General features: G+C 63.0%; 19 protein-coding genes. 9 read left to right on the top strand and 10 right to left on the bottom strand.

Annotated elements, in window-relative coordinates; translation table 11 throughout:
• Positions 1–14 precede the first annotated feature (14 nt).
• Positions 15–1,115 (bottom strand): NAD(P) transhydrogenase subunit alpha, encoded by a 1,101-nt coding sequence (locus VMA74_RS01855; protein WP_325364256.1) that lies wholly within the window; start codon positions 1,113–1,115, stop codon positions 15–17.
• An 85-nt stretch (positions 1,116–1,200) separates the two neighbouring features.
• On the opposite strand from VMA74_RS01855, the gene cdd reads away from it, so the two are divergent.
• From cdd to VMA74_RS01835, 4 genes are all read left to right on the top strand, one after another.
• Positions 1,201–1,617 (top strand): cytidine deaminase, encoded by a 417-nt coding sequence (gene cdd, locus VMA74_RS01850; protein ID WP_325364254.1) that lies wholly within the window; start codon positions 1,201–1,203, stop codon positions 1,615–1,617.
• Between the two features lie 66 nt (positions 1,618–1,683).
• Positions 1,684–2,253, top strand: coding sequence for a nitroreductase (locus tag VMA74_RS01845; protein WP_325364252.1), 570 nt, complete (start codon positions 1,684–1,686; stop codon positions 2,251–2,253).
• Positions 2,254–2,255: 2 nt separating this feature from the next.
• Complete coding sequence (locus VMA74_RS01840) at positions 2,256–3,146, top strand: 5'-3' exonuclease (protein WP_414649538.1); 891 nt, start codon at positions 2,256–2,258, stop codon at positions 3,144–3,146.
• 18 nt (positions 3,147–3,164) lie between these two features.
• Positions 3,165–3,731 carry an NUDIX hydrolase gene (locus VMA74_RS01835; RefSeq protein WP_325364250.1) on the top strand — a complete coding sequence of 189 codons (567 nt, stop codon included), beginning with the start codon at positions 3,165–3,167 and terminating at the stop codon, positions 3,729–3,731.
• Between the two features lie 91 nt (positions 3,732–3,822).
• On the opposite strand, the gene VMA74_RS01830 is transcribed toward VMA74_RS01835, so the two are convergent.
• Positions 3,823–4,353: a hypothetical protein gene (locus VMA74_RS01830; protein WP_325364248.1), complete on the bottom strand. Its 531-nt coding sequence runs from the start codon at positions 4,351–4,353 to the stop codon at positions 3,823–3,825.
• Positions 4,354–5,248: 895 nt separating this feature from the next.
• Here VMA74_RS01830 and VMA74_RS01825 point away from each other — a divergent pair.
• The gene (locus tag VMA74_RS01825; RefSeq protein WP_325364246.1) at positions 5,249–6,031 is read left to right on the top strand and encodes a hypothetical protein; all 783 of its coding nucleotides are present in this window, start codon (positions 5,249–5,251) and stop codon (positions 6,029–6,031) included.
• A 310-nt stretch (positions 6,032–6,341) separates the two neighbouring features.
• Here the strand turns inward: VMA74_RS01825 and VMA74_RS01820 are convergent, their stop codons facing one another.
• From VMA74_RS01820 to rsmD, 7 genes are all read right to left on the bottom strand, one after another.
• Positions 6,342–7,388 (bottom strand): TMEM43 family protein, encoded by a 1,047-nt coding sequence (locus VMA74_RS01820; protein ID WP_325364244.1) that lies wholly within the window; start codon positions 7,386–7,388, stop codon positions 6,342–6,344.
• A 29-nt stretch (positions 7,389–7,417) separates the two neighbouring features.
• The gene (locus VMA74_RS01815) at positions 7,418–8,266 is read right to left on the bottom strand and encodes an MBL fold metallo-hydrolase (protein ID WP_325364242.1); all 849 of its coding nucleotides are present in this window, start codon (positions 8,264–8,266) and stop codon (positions 7,418–7,420) included.
• A gap of 143 nt (positions 8,267–8,409) precedes the next feature.
• Positions 8,410–10,125: a gamma-glutamyltransferase gene (gene ggt, locus VMA74_RS01810; RefSeq protein WP_325364240.1), complete on the bottom strand. Its 1,716-nt coding sequence runs from the start codon at positions 10,123–10,125 to the stop codon at positions 8,410–8,412.
• Complete coding sequence (locus VMA74_RS01805; RefSeq protein ID WP_325364238.1) at positions 10,122–10,376, bottom strand: YfhL family 4Fe-4S dicluster ferredoxin; 255 nt, start codon at positions 10,374–10,376, stop codon at positions 10,122–10,124. The genes ggt and VMA74_RS01805 overlap by 4 nt, the downstream gene beginning before the upstream one ends.
• 177 nt (positions 10,377–10,553) lie before the next feature.
• Complete coding sequence (locus VMA74_RS01800) at positions 10,554–11,063, bottom strand: hypothetical protein (protein WP_325364236.1); 510 nt, start codon at positions 11,061–11,063, stop codon at positions 10,554–10,556.
• Positions 11,056–11,595: a pantetheine-phosphate adenylyltransferase gene (gene coaD / locus VMA74_RS01795; protein WP_325364234.1), complete on the bottom strand. Its 540-nt coding sequence runs from the start codon at positions 11,593–11,595 to the stop codon at positions 11,056–11,058. The genes VMA74_RS01800 and coaD overlap by 8 nt, the downstream gene beginning before the upstream one ends.
• 27 nt (positions 11,596–11,622) lie before the next feature.
• Positions 11,623–12,198 (bottom strand): 16S rRNA (guanine(966)-N(2))-methyltransferase RsmD, encoded by a 576-nt coding sequence (rsmD, locus tag VMA74_RS01790; RefSeq protein WP_325364232.1) that lies wholly within the window; start codon positions 12,196–12,198, stop codon positions 11,623–11,625.
• A gap of 83 nt (positions 12,199–12,281) precedes the next feature.
• Between rsmD and ftsY the strand changes: the two genes are divergently transcribed.
• The 4 genes from ftsY to VMA74_RS01770 are packed head-to-tail and all read left to right on the top strand — an operon-like array spanning position 12,282 to position 15,785.
• Entirely contained in the window at positions 12,282–13,358 is a 1,077-nt protein-coding gene (gene ftsY / locus VMA74_RS01785) for a signal recognition particle-docking protein FtsY (RefSeq protein ID WP_325364230.1), read from the top strand.
• Complete coding sequence (locus VMA74_RS01780; protein ID WP_325364228.1) at positions 13,358–14,440, top strand: AsmA family protein; 1,083 nt, start codon at positions 13,358–13,360, stop codon at positions 14,438–14,440. Before ftsY ends, VMA74_RS01780 begins: the two co-directional genes overlap by 1 nt.
• Positions 14,437–15,489 carry an A/G-specific adenine glycosylase gene (gene mutY, locus VMA74_RS01775; protein WP_325364226.1) on the top strand — a complete coding sequence of 351 codons (1,053 nt, stop codon included), beginning with the start codon at positions 14,437–14,439 and terminating at the stop codon, positions 15,487–15,489. The genes VMA74_RS01780 and mutY overlap by 4 nt, the downstream gene beginning before the upstream one ends.
• Before the next feature lie 17 nt (positions 15,490–15,506).
• Entirely contained in the window at positions 15,507–15,785 is a 279-nt protein-coding gene (locus tag VMA74_RS01770) for an oxidative damage protection protein (protein WP_325364224.1), read from the top strand.
• A 298-nt stretch (positions 15,786–16,083) separates the two neighbouring features.
• On the opposite strand, the gene VMA74_RS01765 is transcribed toward VMA74_RS01770, so the two are convergent.
• The coding region (locus tag VMA74_RS01765) for a hypothetical protein (RefSeq protein ID WP_325364222.1) at positions 16,084–17,090 on the bottom strand (1,007 nt) is incomplete at its 5' end.

The following is a 17,090-nucleotide window of genomic DNA, read 5'->3' as shown; positions in this document are numbered from 1 at the left end:
CGTCAGCCTGCACACTACGCGGTGAACAAAATCTCGCCTTGGCGCGTCACGCAGCTCTTGGCCACCAGTTCGTCATCGAAGTCCGGCTGTAGCGCGCCGTCGCGGACCAGCAGTTCGGCAAAATTGTAGATATTACGCGCGTACATCTCCGAGGCATGCAAGGGCGCGCCGGCCGCAAGATTGAGCGGCCCCAGGATGGTCACGCCGCCGTGCTCCACGCGCTCGCCGGGATGCGTCAGTTCGCAATTGCCACCGCTCTCTGCAGCAAGGTCCACGATCAGCGCACCCGGCTTCATGCCTTCGACCATGGCCAGCGTGAGGATCTTCGGTGCCGCACGTCCCGGCACCGCGGCAGTGGTCACCACCACGTCGAATACTTTCAGGTGGTCGGCCAAGGCTTGCTGTTGTGCTGCGCGTTCTTCGGCGGTCAGTTCGCGCGCATAGCCGCCGCTGCCGGCGGCGCTTACACCCAGGTCCAGAAACTTCGCACCCAGCGATTCCACTTGCTCGCGTGTTTCCGGGCGCACATCGTAGCCCTCGATCTGCGCCCCCAGGCGTCGCGCCGTGGCGATCGCCTGCAGACCCGCCACGCCCGCGCCGATCACCAGCACGCGCGAGGGGCGGATCGTACCCGCCGCCGTAGTCAGCATCGGGAAGAATTTCGGCGCGCTCTCGGCGGCGATCAACATGGCGCGGTAACCGGCTACGGCGGCCTGCGAACTCAGTACATCCATGGCCTGCGCACGCGTGGTCCGCGGCAGCAGTTCCAGTGCGAAGGCGGTCAGCTTCTTTTGCGCAAGCGATGCGATGCGCGCTGCCGCGCCATGCGGTCGCAGTTGCCCCACCACCACGGCACCTTCGCGCAAACGGCCCAGTACATCGTCTTCAGGTGGCAACACGCAGGCCAACAGGTCGGCCTGCGCGAGCACGTGTGCCGCATCGGCAAATTCGACGTCCGCATACGCCGCATCAGGGAAACCTGCCGTGGCGCCCGCACCGTGTTCAAGCAGCACGCGCAGCCCCTTGCCGCGCAATTTCTTCGCCACTTCCGGCGTGATCGCGACGCGCCGCTCGCCGGCGGCGGTTTCGCGCAGTGCGGACACGGTGATCGACATCGGCCATCTCCATGCGGGTGAGGCTTTACATCCTAGCTGATGGGCGGGTTAGACTGGCTAGCCCGAGGGGCTACGAGGACACCCGATGCTCGAGCAGATCGCCGGCACCACGCTGTTGGACCTGGCGCGCCGCGCGCGTGAACTGGCGTATGCGCCCTATTCCCGTTTTCAAGTCGGCGCCGCGCTGCAGGCGAAGGATGGCCGCGTGTTTTCCGGCTGCAACGTTGAAAACGCCGCCTACGGCTTGTGCAATTGCGCCGAACGCACGGCACTTTTCAGCGCCATCGCCGCCGGCTGCAAGCCCGGTGACTTCAGCGCCATCGCCGTCATTGCAGACACGCCCGATCCCGTCACGCCCTGCGGTTCCTGCCGGCAGGTGCTGGCCGAATTGTGCGCAGCCGACATGCCGGTACTGCTGGGAAACACGCAAGGCGCCGAGCGACACACCACGGTGGCAGCGCTGCTGCCTGACGGATTCGGCCTGGCGATGGCCAAGGGATAAATAGCCTGCATCGTGATGCACACGCAGACGGTTGTAGCATAAGCGTTTTCCCCACCCGGCCTCCGCATGCTCGACGCACTCTCCCTGCTGCAGCAACGCCATTCCGCACCCTCCCGCCAGCTCGGCGAACCCGCGCCCGATGCCGCCACCTTGCGCAGCTTGCTGGAAGCGGCGATTCGCGTACCTGATCACGGCAAGCTGGTGCCGTTCCGTCTGATCGCCCTGCGCGGCGAAGCCAAGCTGACGTTCGGCGCACTACTGGCTGAGCGCGCCATCCGGCGCGATCCGGATCTGCCCGAATCCAAGCGCGAGAAAGAACGCCAGCGCTACACCTTCGCACCACTGGTGATCGCGGTGGTGGCGCGCATCGACCACGACGCCGGCATTCTGGAAATCGAACAGAAGCTATGCGCCGGCAATGTCGCCTACAACATCCTGCTGGGCGCTTATGCGCTGGGTTTCGGTGCGCAATGGCTCACCGGCTGGGCGGCATACGACGCCGAAGTGGCCAGCCTGCTCGGCCTGTCCGAGCAGGAATGCGTGATCGGCTTCGTGCACATCGGCACGCCACAGGCCGAGATTCCCGATCGCGATCGCCCCAGGCTGGATGATCTCTTCAGCGAGTGGAGAGGCTGATCGTGGCGTTGCCCACCGCGCATCTCATCGACGGCAGCCTGTACGTGTTCCGTGCCTGGCATTCGATGCCGGATGAATTTCACGATATCGATGGCCATCCGGTCAACGCGGTGCATGGTTACACACGCTTCCTGTGCGAATTGCTGGAACGCGAAGATCCTTCGCATCTGGCGGTGGCGTTCGATGCTTCGCTCACCACGTCGTTTCGCAATGCGATCTATCCAGCCTACAAGGCGAACCGTGAACTGCCGCCGCCGGACCTGGAACGGCAGTTCGTGCAATGCCGCGCGGTCACCGAAGCGCTCGGCATTCGCGTGCTGATCGATCACAGCTTCGAGGCGGACGATCTGATCGGCAGCACGTTGTGGAGCTTGCGCGCACACGGCTTTCGCAGCGTGATTGTGTCGGCAGACAAAGATTTCGGCCAGTTGCTCGGCGAACACGATGAGCAATGGGATTTCGCACGTAACCTGCGCTGGGGGCCGGCCGGCGTGTTCGAGCGGCTGGGCGTGCATCCGCACCAAGTGGCGGATTTCCTGGCGCTATGCGGCGACGCCGTCGACAACATTCCCGGCGTGCCCGGCGTCGGCGCGAAAACAGCCGCCGCGTTGCTCGCACATTTCGGCAGCCTGGATGAACTGCTCGATCGCGTCGATGAAGTCGCGTTCCTGCGCTTGCGTGGTGCCGCCAGTTGCGCCGCAAAATTGCGCCAACACGCCGACGCGGCGCGACTGTACCGCCGGCTGACGCGCATCGCGCTGGACGCTCCCATCGAAAGCGGCTTCGATGGACTGGTGCGCCAACGCGGCATCGGCACGCTCGACGCTTTGTGCGAACAGCTTCGCTTCGGCCCGCTCACGCGTAGCCGGCTGCGCGCGCTCACCAGCCTCTGATTTCAAGCAGACATTCGCATGAACGACATCAACCGCAAACCCGAAGACGCCAACGCTCCCGAGGAAACGCTTTACCAGGGCCGCTGGCTACGCCTGCGCCGCCGCGGGCGGTGGGAATATGCCGAACGCAGCAATCCCGGCGGCGCGGTGATCATTCTGGCGGTAACGCCGGAAGACAAGCTGCTGTTCGTGGAGCAGTACCGCGTGGCCGTGCAGCAGTTCACCATCGAGATGCCGGCTGGCCTGGTCGGCGACCTGGCCGACCAGGAACACGAAGGCGCGCTGGTCGCCGCGCAACGCGAACTGGAAGAAGAAACCGGCTACCGCTGCAGCCACGTCACCTTCGTGCACGAGGGGCCATCGTCGTCCGGCATGAGCAACGAGATCATCGCATTCGTGCGCGCACACGACCTGGTCAAAGTAAGCGATGGCGGCGGCGACATCACCGAGAACATCATCGTGCACGAGGTGCCACGGCAAGAAGCCGGCGCATGGCTGGTGGCGCGCGCCAAGGACGGCTACTCGGTCGATCCGAAACTATTCGCCGGGTTATGGTTGATCGAGCATGCGGAGTTGTTCGGTTGAATCTCCTTCCTCCCCTGTTGCCAGGGGAGGATTGCCGCACAAGTCTTCAATCGTCATTCGTTTTGTACATCGCAGGATGCAGGCGGGGAGTTCATCCCAGCACGCTGCCCCTGGCGCCATCGTCGACCTGCTGTACGGTGCAAGCGCACTCATCGCGTTCGGACAAGCGCAGCGTTTGCAGATTCCTTTTCAACACGAGCGCCCAGGATTTGAGATCCTGTACGGCCAACGCGCTTTCCTGCTGCAGCAGCTTGCCCTCTTCGTCCTCGTCATACGTTTCGGCAGTGTCCAGGTGCTGGGAAACCGCTTGATTCGGCTTGCCCATGAAGGCGGTAACCTCGGCGGCCTGAATCACCGAATCGATGATCTGGAGCATTTGCAGGCCTGCCTGCTCCATCACCATGATGCCCTGGCGAATGCGATCCACGCTGTCGGCGATGATGGTGTCGATGTGCTTGCAGGTGGCCGAGCCGCGCTGGGCGTGCTTCAAAACCTGGCTGGCCAGCAGTGAAAAATGCTGCGCGTCCTGATGATCCGCCGCGTGCGACGGAAACAGCTTTGAGGTGGTCTGCTCTACGGCGTCGATCAGCTTGACCACGTCGTGCGACAGCGCGCTGAACACCCGCGCGTTATCGACCAACTCGTGGCCGATGCTGCGGCCCCGACATGGCGGGAGCGCGCCGGGTAATTTGTCGCCACGGATGCAGGTATACCTTCTTGCTGCACCTTCCTCCTCGTGCGGGCACGCGGTGTGGGTCTGAAAAGCGGCATTCCGGCATCGATGACTCGGAGCGCCGCCATCTTCCGCTGCGCGCGTGCGCTTGAGCGATACCTTCCACTTCCTTACCAGCTTGAAACATTTGGTATTGCGCATTTGAGGTGCCCCCAAAATGCAGGTCGATCATCAGGCTCTTTCGAGCACCGACTGAGAAACAGGGAAGTCAGGAAGGCCTCGCTCTATCACCCAGTACCACGGGTCCGATTCATGAGTCCGGGCCACCCTCGATGGCCTGGAATCCGTGCACCCATCTGTGAGTGCCCTTTTCAGCTCCCCGCGATGCCGTTTCCGCTCCTTGCGACATCGCCGCCATGTTCATTAGCAAAACGTATGTTCATATACGTTTTAGTCCAAACCTGACCGCGGCGCAAGGGGGTGAAAGCGGCCTTTTTCGCCGGGCGCAAAGCGCCATCGCGCAGGGACAGTGCGGCCCCATGATTCAAAGGCAAATTCTGGCCAGCGGCGGGGGGCTGGGAGGTCGTCGGCAGGCACCGGCTTGTTGCCGTCCACCTTCGCCACGACGGTGGCGGTTTGCATCTCTTGCTGAACTACCGAGAAATCCCCAGTAGCTGACGCTTGCGCCAATGCCCCGCAGACAGAAGTGCTTTGAAGGTGCACACCGACATGGCGCACTTGCATGCTCTGACCACGTGCGAGGAGGCCTTGGCATACCGCGGCATCGTGCCCCAGAACCATACTTTGCAAGCCCCCCTACATGTCTAACAGAAGGGAAGTTTTCATGAACTCCAGCGCAAGACATATCACAAGATCGGTAGCTGCTTTGCTGATCGCCATGCCGTTGACCCTGTCGACCGCATGGGCACAGAACAATGCGGGCGATTCCAGCTTGACGCCATCGATTGAATTCAGTCGGCCAGCGGTAAGCGGTTACGACACTTACCAATGGACGGTGCAGGTCCAAGAGCTAGGTTCCAACCCAAGGCCTTACTGGTACTGGGCACAGCAGTCGTCTTTCAATCAGACAGGTAGTTTCTATTTCGGCCTGCAGCCGAATGGCGCGCTGCCGAATGGTCAGATTGGACAGATGGCATTGTTCAGTTTCTTCGGCAACGGCACCAGCAGTTCATACTCTTCCTGTGTTACAGGTGCGGATGGCGGCGCTGGAACCAGCTGCCACATCCCTTATGCCTGGGTGATCGGTCGCAACTACACCTTCAGCGCGCAGCAGACTGCGACCAACCCGCTAGCCCAGACCGAAACCTGGACCGGCACCGTCACGGACGGCACGACGGGGGCGACAACCGTCATCGGCGTGGTCACCGTCCCCAGTTCTTGGGGCTTGATCGCGCCGGGTAATGTCGCCTGGGCCGAGTGGTACAACGGCAATATCAGTTGCGCCAGCCGTACCTATATCAGCGTCCTATATAACGCGCCGATCGGTTACTACCAGGGCAGGCCTTATCAGGAAACCGTCACCGGAACCAACCCAGGAACCTGCGCCACTTATTCGATCAACGCGTCGGCCACCCAAGTGCTGCTAAAAGCCGGGGGAAGCAAGTAGTACTTGCGAAGGCTTGTGCTGCGATAAGAACCATCAAAGCGACTGGCTTCTCCACACGTAGGGGTGGCACCAAGCCAGTCGCTTTTGATGGTTATCGTTGAAAACAGACCCCGCCAATGGCTACCCCGAAGTCATCATCGGTCTGACGAATGACCCGACTGGATCGCCAACGGTGGCCCGGAGGTAGTGGAATTTTCAGCAACTCCGGCCTACACCCGCGAATACAGCCTTTTTGCTGGACGCAACTGCATGTCTTCAACAGGAAGAACGCGGCGCGCCCCAATCGCCTCCGCTCCAACCCAAACCGGGGCTAGCTAACCGCCTTCAGCGCTCGCACCCGCCAGAACGCCAGGGCCGCGCCAACCACCGCCAAGCCAAACCAGACGGCTGCAGTCGCGTTGTCGTTGCCCAGCCACAACACCGCATCGACGGCGCCAATCACCAACACGGCAATAGCCGGCGCGAGCATGGGATCGACACGCCGATAGTGCCAGCGCAACAGCAGGCTGGCCCCCAGCCCCGCGAGCAATACCGCCAACACACGGCGGAACCACGGATACTCCGGCGGCAGCGGCGTATCGGGATAAATCACCGAGAGCGGCACGTCGCCAGACTGCACCGCATAGCCGATGCCATCCGTCGCATCGTCGGCAGGCACCAGCTTGTTGCCGTCCACCTTCGCCACGATGGTGACGGTTTGCACCGGCACGGCTTCCCATGTCACGCGCAGGTCGCCCACTTGCGGATGGGACGGCTCGGGGCTGGTGACCAGGCCACCGTCATAGAGGCTGAAACTCGCAGCAAGATTGCTCGGCAACCGTCGCAGATCCGGCGCAACTGGCTGGCTGCCGGTCAAGGCATGCACCAATGCCGGGGTGAGCACGAAGTTGTTCACGCGCACCAGGCCCGCCTCGAACTGCGCGCCCTCAAGGGCAAATTTGCCTGGGTTGGTATGCCCTTCCGGATGCAGGAAGTGGCTGGAATCGATGGGATGGTCCTGCCAATCCATCTCATAGGTTGGCTCGCCGCCGTAGCGCAGCTCGCGCCATTGGAACATCTGCACGTGGCGGATCAGCACCGGCTGGTCGGTCTGCTGGTTGAACTGCTGATCGAGGGGCGCCTCCACCACCTGCAAGGGGCCGACCACGCGCACCATGAAACCCTGCATGCCGGCGTCGGGGAGGCCACGGGTGCCCAGGTCCAGCACGTCGCCGCCATGGCGTTTCATCTGCGCGCTGTAGTCGAGCAAGCCTCGTTCGACCACCGCCCCAACTCCTGCACCGAGCAGCAATAGCACTGCACCCAATGCAGGCAATAGCAGTTCACGGATGGAGAGTGGCTTGCGCTCGCCGCTCATCGAACCTCCGGCTTGGGTCAATAGATGGCTTAAACGATGCCGCTCAGTTCGGGCTGCTCGTCGGTCGTACCATACCGCCCACGCTCGTCGCGTGTCACGCGTGCGATGGCGCAAGCGTGATCATGCGTAAAGAACAGTCGCACGTTGCGCGCCAACTTGTCTTCAAGAAACGCCCGCTTTTCATCGATGAGTGCTTCCGGATAGCGGTCGTAACCCATGGTGATCGGCAGGTGCACCCAGGAGCGCCCGGGAATCAGGTCCGCGCAAAAAACCACGCCAGCCACTTCGGACAGCATCAGGCCCGGCGTGTGGCCATCGGAGAAGTAGAAGCGCACCGTCCGCCCCAGCGTCTGCGAGTATTCACCCGCGACCAGTTCCAGCCGACCGCAGTCCTGCAACAGTTGCTGCAATTCGGGGATGAAAGAAGCGCGATCGCGCGGATGCGGCTTCAACGCACGCTGCCAATGCTGGGCGCCCACCAGGAACCGCGCGTGCGGGAACAACAACCGCGCTGACTGCCCCTCTTCCCACGCTGCAAGCAAGCCGCCAGCATGGTCGAAGTGCAGATGCGACAGCACCACTACGTCGATGTCTTCGTGCGACAAGCCCAGGGCCGCCAACGACTCAAGCAGCACGTGCCGGCTTTCCACCACGCCGTAGCGTTCGCGCAGCCCCGGTTCAAAGAATGCGCCGATACCGGTTTCGAACAGCACATTGCGGCCTTCCAGGTCCTTGGCCAGCAGGCAGCGGCAGGCGAGCGGAATGCGGTTGGACTCGTCCGGCTCGATCCAGCGCGACCACATGGCCTTCGGCGCATTGCCGAACATGGCGCCGCCATCGAGCTTTTGGGTGTTGCCGTTGAGGGACCACAGTTGCATGACGAATTCCGGAAAACCGCATTCGGGTCGCATAGGCCGGGACGAAGCGCAGCCGAATCCCAGCGGGTGGAGGTTGGCGGTGCCGGGATTCGCATTTGCTCATCCCAGTCTGCTTCGCCATCTTGGTTTCGAAAGGACAGCGCTTACTGCACCTTGCCCAAGCCATCATCCCTGCGCGGATCGCTCGCTGCATCGAGCTTGTTGGTGCGCCGATCCCAGATCACCACGTTCATGAAGCCCCATGGGTTGCGCTCCTTGAAGGTATAGCCCATCTGCGTCAGCGCATTGGTGGTCGCCGCATCGAAGGCGCCAGGCTCGACCATGACGACATCCGGCATGAACTGATGATGGAAACGTTTCTTCGCCACCACCTGGTGCGCATCGCCTCCATCAATGAAGGCGAGGATGCCTTCCAGCACCTGGGTGATGATGGTGGAACCGCCGGGCGAACCGATCACCGCCGTGCGATCCGGGCCGATCACGATGCTCGGCGACATTGACGACAGCATGCGCTTGCCCGGCTCGGGCGCATTCGCCTTGCTGCCCAGTAAGCCATACACGTTCGGCTTGTTCGGCACCAGCGCGAAATCGTCCATCTCGTCGTTGAGCAGCACGCCGGTGCCCTTGGCAACGAACGTGGAACCCAGCAGGTAGTTCACGGTGGAGGTGATCGCGACCATGTTGCCGTCGGCATCGATGATCGAGAAATGCGTGGTATGCATGCCGGGATCTTCGCCATTGGTCGGCGCCAGCATCGAGGAAGGCGTGGCCTTGTCCGGCAGGATGCTCTGGCGCAGGCCGTCGGCGTAATACGGCGACAGCAGCATGTCCAGCGGCATCTTCACGAAATCCGGGTCACCCAGGTAATCGTTGTGATCGCGGTATGCACGGCGCATCGCTTCGATCACCAGATGCACGCGGTGCGCTTCATCCAGCTTGGCCAGATCGAAGCCGGACAGAATATTGAGAATCTCGGCGATGGCCACGCCACCGGACGACGGCGGCGGTGCGGTGATGATCTTGTAGCCGCGATAGTCGATGGTGATCGGCGTGCGCTCTTTCACGCGATAGGAAGCCAGGTCCTTCAGCGTCCAGTTGCCGCCCGCTTCGTGCACGGCGTCGATCAGCTTCTGCGCGGTTTCGCCGCTGTAGAAACCGGCATCGCCATCGTTCGCCAGCAGCTCCAGCGTCTGTGCCTGGCCCGGATCGCGCCAGATCTCACCGGCTGCCGGCGGCTTACCGCCGGGCAGGAATTTCTCGGCAGAAGCAGGCCAGCGCTCGAGGTTTTTCTGTTCTTCCCTGATGGCGCCGAGCAAGCGGTCGTCCGGCTTGAAACCATCGCGCGCGATACGGATGGCCGGCGCCAACGACGCGGAGAGCGGCAGTTTTCCGTAGTGCTTGGCCAGCCACACCAGGCCCGCGGGCTCGCCGGGAATGCCGGCCGACAGCGGCCCCTTCAGCGCGGCATCACGATTGGGCGAGCCATCCGGATTGAGGTAGTCCTTCGGATTGACCGCCGCGGGCGCCATTTCGCGTGCATCGATAAACACATTGCGCTTGCCGGCAGCGACATACATCGTTGCCATGAAGCCGCCACCGAGACCGGAGCTTTCCGGCTCCACTACCGACAGCGTGGACGCCACGGCGATCGCCGCATCGAACGCATTGCCACCCTTGGCGAGCACTTCAAAGCCGGCTTCGGTCGCAAGCTTGTTGGCGCTGGCGATGCCGGCATGGCCGGGACGCTGCGCCAGCTGTACCGCATGAATGGATCCGGTGGGCTGGTCGGCGACGCATAGACCGCTCGTCCCCAGTAGAAAACCCACCAGCAGTACACGCCAACGCAACGCAAGCTTCATCCCTTGGCCTCCATCAGATGTTTGTATTTGTCTTCGAGCTGCCCGCGCGTTTCGGTGCGCGCGGGATCGATGATGATGCATTCCACCGGACACACGACCACGCATTGCGGCTCATCGTGATGGCCGACACACTCGGTGCACAACGCGGGATCGATGACGTAGTACTCCTCGCCGAGCGAAATCGCCTTGTTCGGGCAGACGGGTTCGCAGACGTCGCAGTTGACGCAGGTATCGAGGATCTTGAGAGACATGCCCGGATAGTCTACATGGGCCGGCTGGATGGTTGTGCAGAGCAGCAACCTTGAAGGTAGGCTGGGACGAGGCGTGGCCGAATCCCGGCATGGGCGTGCATGGCGATGCTGGGATGGTCATCCCGGCCTGCGCCGCCCTCTCCCTCGGATGCGGGAGAGAGGGCGCTTGATGTTGCCTTACATCTCTACGTAGCGGATCGTCGCGTCGGTCGGCTTGAGCACGTCTTCCACGCTCTGCTCATCAGCCTTGTCGCCGATCACGACCACGATCACGCCCTTGAAGGAACCGGCCTTGGCCCCCTTGAAGGCGGTGGTGACCACCTCAGCCGTCTTGCTCGAATCCGGCCCGCCGATGGCGAGCAGGTTGCCCGGCAACACGCCGCGGGCCACGATGTCCTGGATGTTGCTGAGCTGGCGGTCGCGCGCGTCCTTCGCGTCGTCGGTGTCGCCGGCCGGCACCAGGTAGGCATACGGCTGCGGGGCGGTCATGCCCTGCATGTTCTTCTGCACGATCTGGCCGAGGTAGGCGCCCCAAGCCTTGGTGTCGTTCGGATCGGTGGGCTTGCTCAGCTGTTGTGGCTGCTCCTGCGCCTGCTGCTTGTCGTTGTCCTGCTGGTTGTTGCAGGCAGACAAAGCCAGGCAGCCGGTCAACGCAAGGGCGGTGGCGACGAGAGTGAGTTTACGCATAGTTGTCCCCTTCGGTTTCGGGTTGCTTTTTTTGCCAGCGCTGCCGCATGGCCTGTTGGACCGCGGGATGCACGAAACCGGAGATATCGCCGCCGAGGCGGCCGATTTCGCGAACCAGCGAGGAAGAAATAAAGCTGTACTGCTCGGCCGGCGTCAAGAATAGCGTCTCGGCCTGCGGAATAAGATGACGATTCATGCTCGCCAGCTGAAATTCGTATTCGAAATCCGATACCGCGCGCAGGCCGCGGATGATCACCCCGGCGCCGAGCTCACTGACCAATTGGGCCAGCAGGCAGTCGAAACCGCATACTTCCACGTTGGGCAGATCGGCCAGCGCCAAGCGCGCCAGCGTGATGCGTTCCTGCAGGGAGAACCCCGGCCCCTTGCCCTTGTTTGGGCTGTCGGCCACGGCAACGATAATCCGTTCGAACAATGGCGCTGCGCGCGCAACGAGATCCGCATGGCCATTGGTGATCGGGTCGAAGGTGCCCGGATAGACGGCGAGGCGTTGATTGACCGGCGGCTGATTCACTTAGAAGGCAGGGCGGGCGGGAAACCACTAGCTTAGCGGAACGGTCTGCAAGCGGCGATAGAGCGCATAGCGCACCTCGCCGGCATGTCCCTCGCGGTGCAACATCCAGTTCGACGGCAATGCGAAGGCGGCGTCGCGCGGCGCTTCCACATAAACCTGCGCGCCATCGGCCAGCCAGCCGCTCTGCTCCAGTTGCTGCGCCAGCGGCGTCCAAAGCTGCAAGGCAAACGGCGGATCGAGAAACACCAGCCCAAACGGCCGCGGTGTGCCGCGCAGAAAATGCATGGCGTCCACCATCGCCACGTCCGCGCCTTGCGCTTTCAGGCGCGCAAGATTCTCGCGCAGCGCATCCGCCGCGGCTCGCTCCGGCTCCACGAACTGCAAGGCCGCCGCGCCGCGCGACAGCGCCTCGATGCCCAGCGCGCCGGTACCGGCACACAGGTCCAGCGCCCGCACACCGGCGATGGTCGGTGCCAGCCAGTTGAACAGGGTTTCGCGCACGCGCTCGGGCGTGGGCCGCAAGCCAGGAAGATCGCGCACGTTCAAGCGCGAATTGCGCAGATGGCCGCCGATGATGCGGATTCGACCGGGCGCCGCCTTCATGCACGGGCGCCCTCAGCGGACGGTACGGGTCGGGGTGTTAGCATTCCTCTATTGTCGCCTATTGTCTTTGAAGCACGCCCCTCATGCTCAAGTTCTGGAAAAAGAAGCCCGCCGACCAGGGCGCCGGGGAAACCGAGGAAGTGACCACCCAAGCGCCCGCCGAAGCAGAGCAGGCGCCCGAGCCGGAAGCATCCTTGGTAGAAGCGCTTGCCCCCGTCGAACCCGCGGCCGACGCAACATCAGCCAAGCGCAGCTGGCGCGAGCGCCTGTCGGGCAGCGGCTTTGCGCGCGGCTTGTCCTCGCTGTTCTCCCGCCATCCCAAGCTGGACGACAGCCTGCTGGACGAACTGGAAACCACGCTGATCACCGCCGACGTCGGCATCGAAGCCAGCACCGCGCTGGTGGAAAACCTGCGCAAGCGCATGCACAAGCGCGAGTTCGCCGACGCCAATGCCCTGCTGCAAGCGCTGCGGCAGGAGCTGGTGGCGCTGCTCAAGCCGGTGCAAAAACCACTGAGCATCGATGGCCACAAGCCCTTCGTGGTGCTCACCGTCGGCATCAACGGCGTCGGCAAGACCACCACCATCGGCAAGCTGGCGCGGCGCTGGCGCGACGAAAAACGCCAAGTGCTGCTGGCCGCCGGCGACACTTTCCGCGCCGCGGCGGTGGAACAGCTCAAGACCTGGGGTGAGCGCAACCAGGTGCCGGTGATTTCACAAGGCCAGGATGCGGACGCCGCCAGCGTGATCTTCGATGCGCTGCAGGCGGCGCGTTCGCGCAACGCCGACGTGCTGATCGCCGACACCGCCGGCCGGCTGCACACGCAAAGCGGCCTGATGGATGAACTGGGCAAGATCGCCCGCGTACTCAAGAAACTCGACCAGGAAGCGCCCCACGAAGTGCTGATGGTGATCGACGGCACCACCGGCCAGAATGCGGTGAGCCAGGTGCGCCAGTTCCGGCAGATCGTCGGCGTTACCGGCCTGGTGGTCACCAAGCTCGATGGCACCGCCAAGGGCGGCGTGGTGTTCGCACTGGCGCGCGAGTTCGGTTTGCCGATCCGTTTCGTCGGCCTGGGTGAAACCGCCACGGACCTGCGCGTGTTCGATGCCGATGCCTATGTGGACGGTTTGCTGCCCGCCGATTTCACGCGAGCCTGATGACGATCCCGCGCCCACTGCGATTACTGCTGATCACCCTCGCCAGCATCGCCGGCGCCATCGCGCTGGTGTTAGTGGTGGCGCTGTACCTGCTGCTGCAGCCCGATCGCTTTACCGCCATGTTAAAAAAACAGGCCGATCAAGCCGGCCTGCAGCTCACGCTCTCCAGCCCTGCCAGCCCTACGCTGTTTCCGCGCCCCGCCCTGCAACTGGAAGGCATCACGCTCACCGCGAGCCACGCCGGCCCCAACGCCCTGCCGATTCTGCTGGCCGCCAACGGCCGGCTGGTGCTGCCATGGCGCACGCTGCTCGGACGCCAGGTGGAGATTTCGCGCATGCAGATCAATTCGCCGCGCGTGGATCTGGGCGCGCTGCAAGCCTGGCTGATGGACCTGCCGCCGCAATCGACGATGGTGCCGGAAGAAATTCCACGCATCGTCACCGGCGTGCGCATCCGCAATGGCAGCGTGGTGCAGGACAACAGCGAATGGTTGAGCGATGTGTCGCTCGACACCGGACGCCTCGCGCCAGGCCAAGCCTTCTGGGTGAACCTGTCCGCCAAGGAAACCGACGGCACGCCGCTGCAATGGAAACTCTCCAGCGTGCCGAACATTGCCGATGGCGCATTGAAACTCGATGCCATCGACATCCACGTGACCGACAGCAGCGCCACCCGTTTGCACCTGACCGGCCACGCGCGCTGGGCGGGCTTGGCGAATGCATCGATGCAATTGCACGGCAACTTCCATCTCGCCGATGAAGGCGACTACGATGCCACCGTGCTGCTTATGCCCCCTGCGCAAGGCAAGCCCTTGCTGCTGCATCTGAAACTGCTCGGCGCCGACAACCACATCGATCTGCAACTGCCGCCGCTCGCGCTGGTGCAGTGGTGGAACCAGCTCACCAGTCCACAAGGACCCAAGCTGTCCACACCGCCCGGCAATGGGCAGATCGACATGGCCAAGCTTGACGTCGGCAAGGTCCACATCGAGGGCCTGAGCGTGCAGACCGGCGATGCCGTGCCCGCCGCATCGGAAAGCACCGCAACTCCCCCCAAACCTGTCGAACCGAATCCGCAGTGACTCCTTTCGCTTCCGCCCTGCTTACCTGGTTCGACCGCCACGGCCGCCACGATCTGCCATGGAAACATCCACGCGACGCTTATCGCGTGTGGCTGTCCGAGATCATGCTGCAGCAGACACAGGTGGCCACGGTCATTCCCTATTTCCAGCGCTTCGTGACGCAACTGCCCACGTTGCGCGACCTGGCCGCGGCCGATGAAGACACCGTGCTCGCATTGTGGTCCGGCCTGGGCTACTACCGCCGCGCGCGCTTTCTGCATCGCGCCGCGCAGGTGTGCGTGGAACAGCACAACGGCGAACTGCCGCGCGAATTCGATGCATTGGCAGCGCTGCCCGGCATCGGCCGCTCCACCGCGGGCGCGATTCTGGCGCAAGCCTACGAGCTGCGCTTTCCCATCCTCGACGGCAACGTCAAGCGCGTGCTGACGCGCTATCACGGCATTGCTGGCCATCCGGGCGAGCGGGGAATCGAAAAACAACTCTGGCTGCACGCCGATGCGCATACGCCGGCCAAGCGCACGGCCGACTACACCCAAGCCGTCATGGATCTCGGCGCAACGGTATGCGTGCGCACACGCCCCTTGTGCGCCATGTGCCCGATGCAAGGCGATTGCATCGCGCATCGCGACCATCTCACCGCGCAACTGCCCACACCCAAGGCCGGCAAGGCGATTCCCACGCGCAGCACCATCATGCTGATCCTGCGCAACGCCGAAGGCCGCGTGCTGCTGCAGCGGCGCGGCCCGCAAGGCGTGTGGTCGGGTCTGTGGAGCCTGCCGGAAGCCGAAGATACCGACGGCGCATGGCGCGAAGCGCAACGCCATGCGCGCATCGACGATGCGCAGCCGCTTGCGTCTTTCGTGCACGTGTTCAGCCACTATCGCCTGCAGATCCAGCCGCTGCTGTTCGACAGCGCAGCACCGGCACACGCAATCGCCGATAATCCCGACTTGCGCTGGTGCGCCATCCCCGACCTGCCCGCGCTGGGCCTGCCCGCGCCGGTGCGCTCGTTGTTGATGGCGCTGCCCGAACCCGCTGCGTCCAACTGACCCCAAGAGATAGCCCGATGAGCCGTACCATTCACTGCGCCAAGCTCGGCATCGAAGCCGAAGGCCTGGATTTCGCCCCCTGGCCCGGCCCGCTGGGCCAACGCATTTTTGCGGAAATCTCCAAGCCCGCATGGCAACAATGGCTGGCCCACCAGACCATGCTGATCAACGAATACCGCATCAACCCGCTCGACCCCAAGGCACGCCAATTCCTGGGTGGTGAAATGGAAAAATTCCTGTTCGGCGGCGAGGTGAAAACGCCCGAAGGCTACAAACCTCCCGAAGCGGAGTCTTGACGCAATCACCGTCATCCGATTTGATAATCGGCTCCATGCAACGCATGGCAATCTTTTGGCCAGGTAGCTCAGTCGGTGGAGCAGAGGATGAAAGAACTCCCCTCGGTCTTGAAGCAACGTGTGAAAAGCGCATGGCGGGTGGCGAAAGCTGCTTCCGCCTGGTGCTGACGCCGCCGCTGCGGATCGAACCGGCGGCGTAGCCTGGGGCTCTTTGCGGTATTCCACCAATTCGGGTGCCTGACACCGGCAACCCCGAATGGGACAAGCCGGCAGTCAGGCTGTCATGGGGATATTTTCGTCAACGCGGCTGGCGATAGGCATCTTTCAGCGCCGAATGGAATTCATTAAAGGCCCCCCGCTGTTCTCGGGAGGCATCTGCAACCGCTTGACTTGAAGAATGCACCGCTTTTTCAGCGTCCTTGTATTTCAGCTCCCAATAACGCTTGCTCGCGCTCGCTCGCCTCACGTCTGCTTGGAAACTTTCGCGTTGCCGAGGATCGGATTGCTGATCACGCAATGCTTGCGCTTGCTCGTACTTCACCGCTCTCTCTCTAAACCCTTCTCCAGCCTCATGAGAACGCGAGGCAGCGTAGTCGGCTCGAACAGCTGAGCTCCTGTGCTTGGCAACGGCAGCTTCCCAATTACTCTTTGCCTGCAACGCCCTACCCCATGGTTGGTCATCCATGCCACCTTTAAGCTCCGCCTTGGGCAACGGCTCTGCGCCGCCGTTGCCATCGAGCTTCACGGTCATGCTTTGGGTGGGGTCATGGGGCCGACTCGGATCGTACGCCAGCCATCCCTGCAGCTGCTTGTCGTACCTCACCGGGTGGTAGCCGTCGCCGCTGCGCACATAGCTATTGCCATCCTGACCGGGGAAAGTACCGTCTTCTTTCAGCGGTCCCAGTTGGGCAGGATCGATCTTGGCCGGCGGCGGTAAGACAGGGGTGGAAACGTTCCTTGAGGCGCCCTGCTTGGCGCCTTGTGCGTCACTAAGTTCCCAGCCGCCATGTCCATCGGATACCACATATTTCCCCGTAGGCATGGGCGCATCCGTATCCGGATCACGCTGGTAAAGTTCCTGGAGCCCATGCTCATCAGGCGCACCCTTGATCGTGTAATGACCCGGTTGATTCCGCACCGTGATGTCCTGCATCCCGGACTTCATCGGTGTACTGCTGGATGGAAGTCCTGAGGCCGAGGCGGAGGAGAACGGGTCGTGCCCAGACGTAACAACGGGCGAGGATGGTTTATCGCTGCCGCCGCTTGCCTTCGACTCCGAGGCATGAAACGGTTCAGTGGGATGAA

This window comes from Dyella sp. (genome assembly GCF_035508675.1).
Classification (GTDB): Bacteria; Pseudomonadota; Gammaproteobacteria; order Xanthomonadales; family Rhodanobacteraceae; genus Dyella_B.
This window is presented reverse-complemented; position numbering and strand designations above follow the sequence as displayed.